Raw genomic sequence first — 597 nt, 5'->3', positions numbered from 1 at the left:
GGCTCGGTGTCGAGGGCATCTCCCGGCCGGCGCAGCCGCATCTGACGCGCTGGCTCGCCGAGCTCGGCAAACGGCCAGGATTTGCGCAGTTCGTCGCGCCGCCGATGTCGTGAGCAAACCGCGCGATCGATGGCCATCTTTCGATGATGACATCATGCCCCTGTTTTGCCCGACGCGCCAGGGTCTATTTCGCTAAAACCTAAGCACGAAAAATGCTGAGGCTTTGCCGTGGCTTGGCTACTGTGCATGGGGTTGTTTTCGCGTTTTTTGTTTTGGGCTCAGCGCCAGCCGCGCTCGACCAGCAGCACGCAGACGATCAGCACCAGCGTCACCGCCGCGGTCGCCAGCCGCGCCGTCCAGCTCAGGCCGCGGCCGACCCACCACAGCAGCGCGCAGTACATCAAGACGGGAACGATGAGGTCGAGGCGCAGCAGATCCGCCGGCATGGCCTTTAGCGCCTCACGGTGGTGTCGATGCTGATCGAGCCGCCGATCTTCACGCAGGTCCCGGTGCCCTCGAGCATGACGAAGCGCGGGCCGTAAGTGGCGCAGGAGCCGGCGCGTGCCTTGGCAGCCGCGCCCTTCAGCGGAACGGTCG

1 protein-coding gene and 1 pseudogene are annotated in these 597 nt (G+C 65.3%); one reads left to right on the top strand and one right to left on the bottom strand.

Annotated features, from left to right (window positions below; genetic code table 11):
• A pseudogene (locus MOV75_RS42835) lies at window positions 1–113 on the top strand (glutathione S-transferase); the annotation flags it as partial.
• A 165-nt stretch (window positions 114–278) separates the two neighbouring features.
• Here MOV75_RS42835 and MOV75_RS41165 read toward each other — a convergent pair.
• A complete protein-coding gene (locus MOV75_RS41165; protein WP_097662679.1) occupies window positions 279–446 on the bottom strand; it encodes a hypothetical protein in 168 nt (55 codons plus the stop codon).
• Between the last annotated feature and the right edge of the window lie 151 nt (window positions 447–597).

Source organism: Bradyrhizobium sp. PRIMUS42 (assembly GCF_023006515.1).
Classification (GTDB): Bacteria; Pseudomonadota; Alphaproteobacteria; order Rhizobiales; family Xanthobacteraceae; genus Bradyrhizobium.
Note: the sequence above shows the minus strand (reverse complement) of the source record. Positions and strands in the feature narration are given on the sequence as shown.

Bases quoted from the DNA above. Each gene is read 5' to 3' on its own strand.
- MOV75_RS41165 (WP_097662679.1), bottom strand. From the start codon at position 446: ATGCCGGCGGATCTGCTGCGCCTCGACCTCATCGTTCCCGTCTTGATG.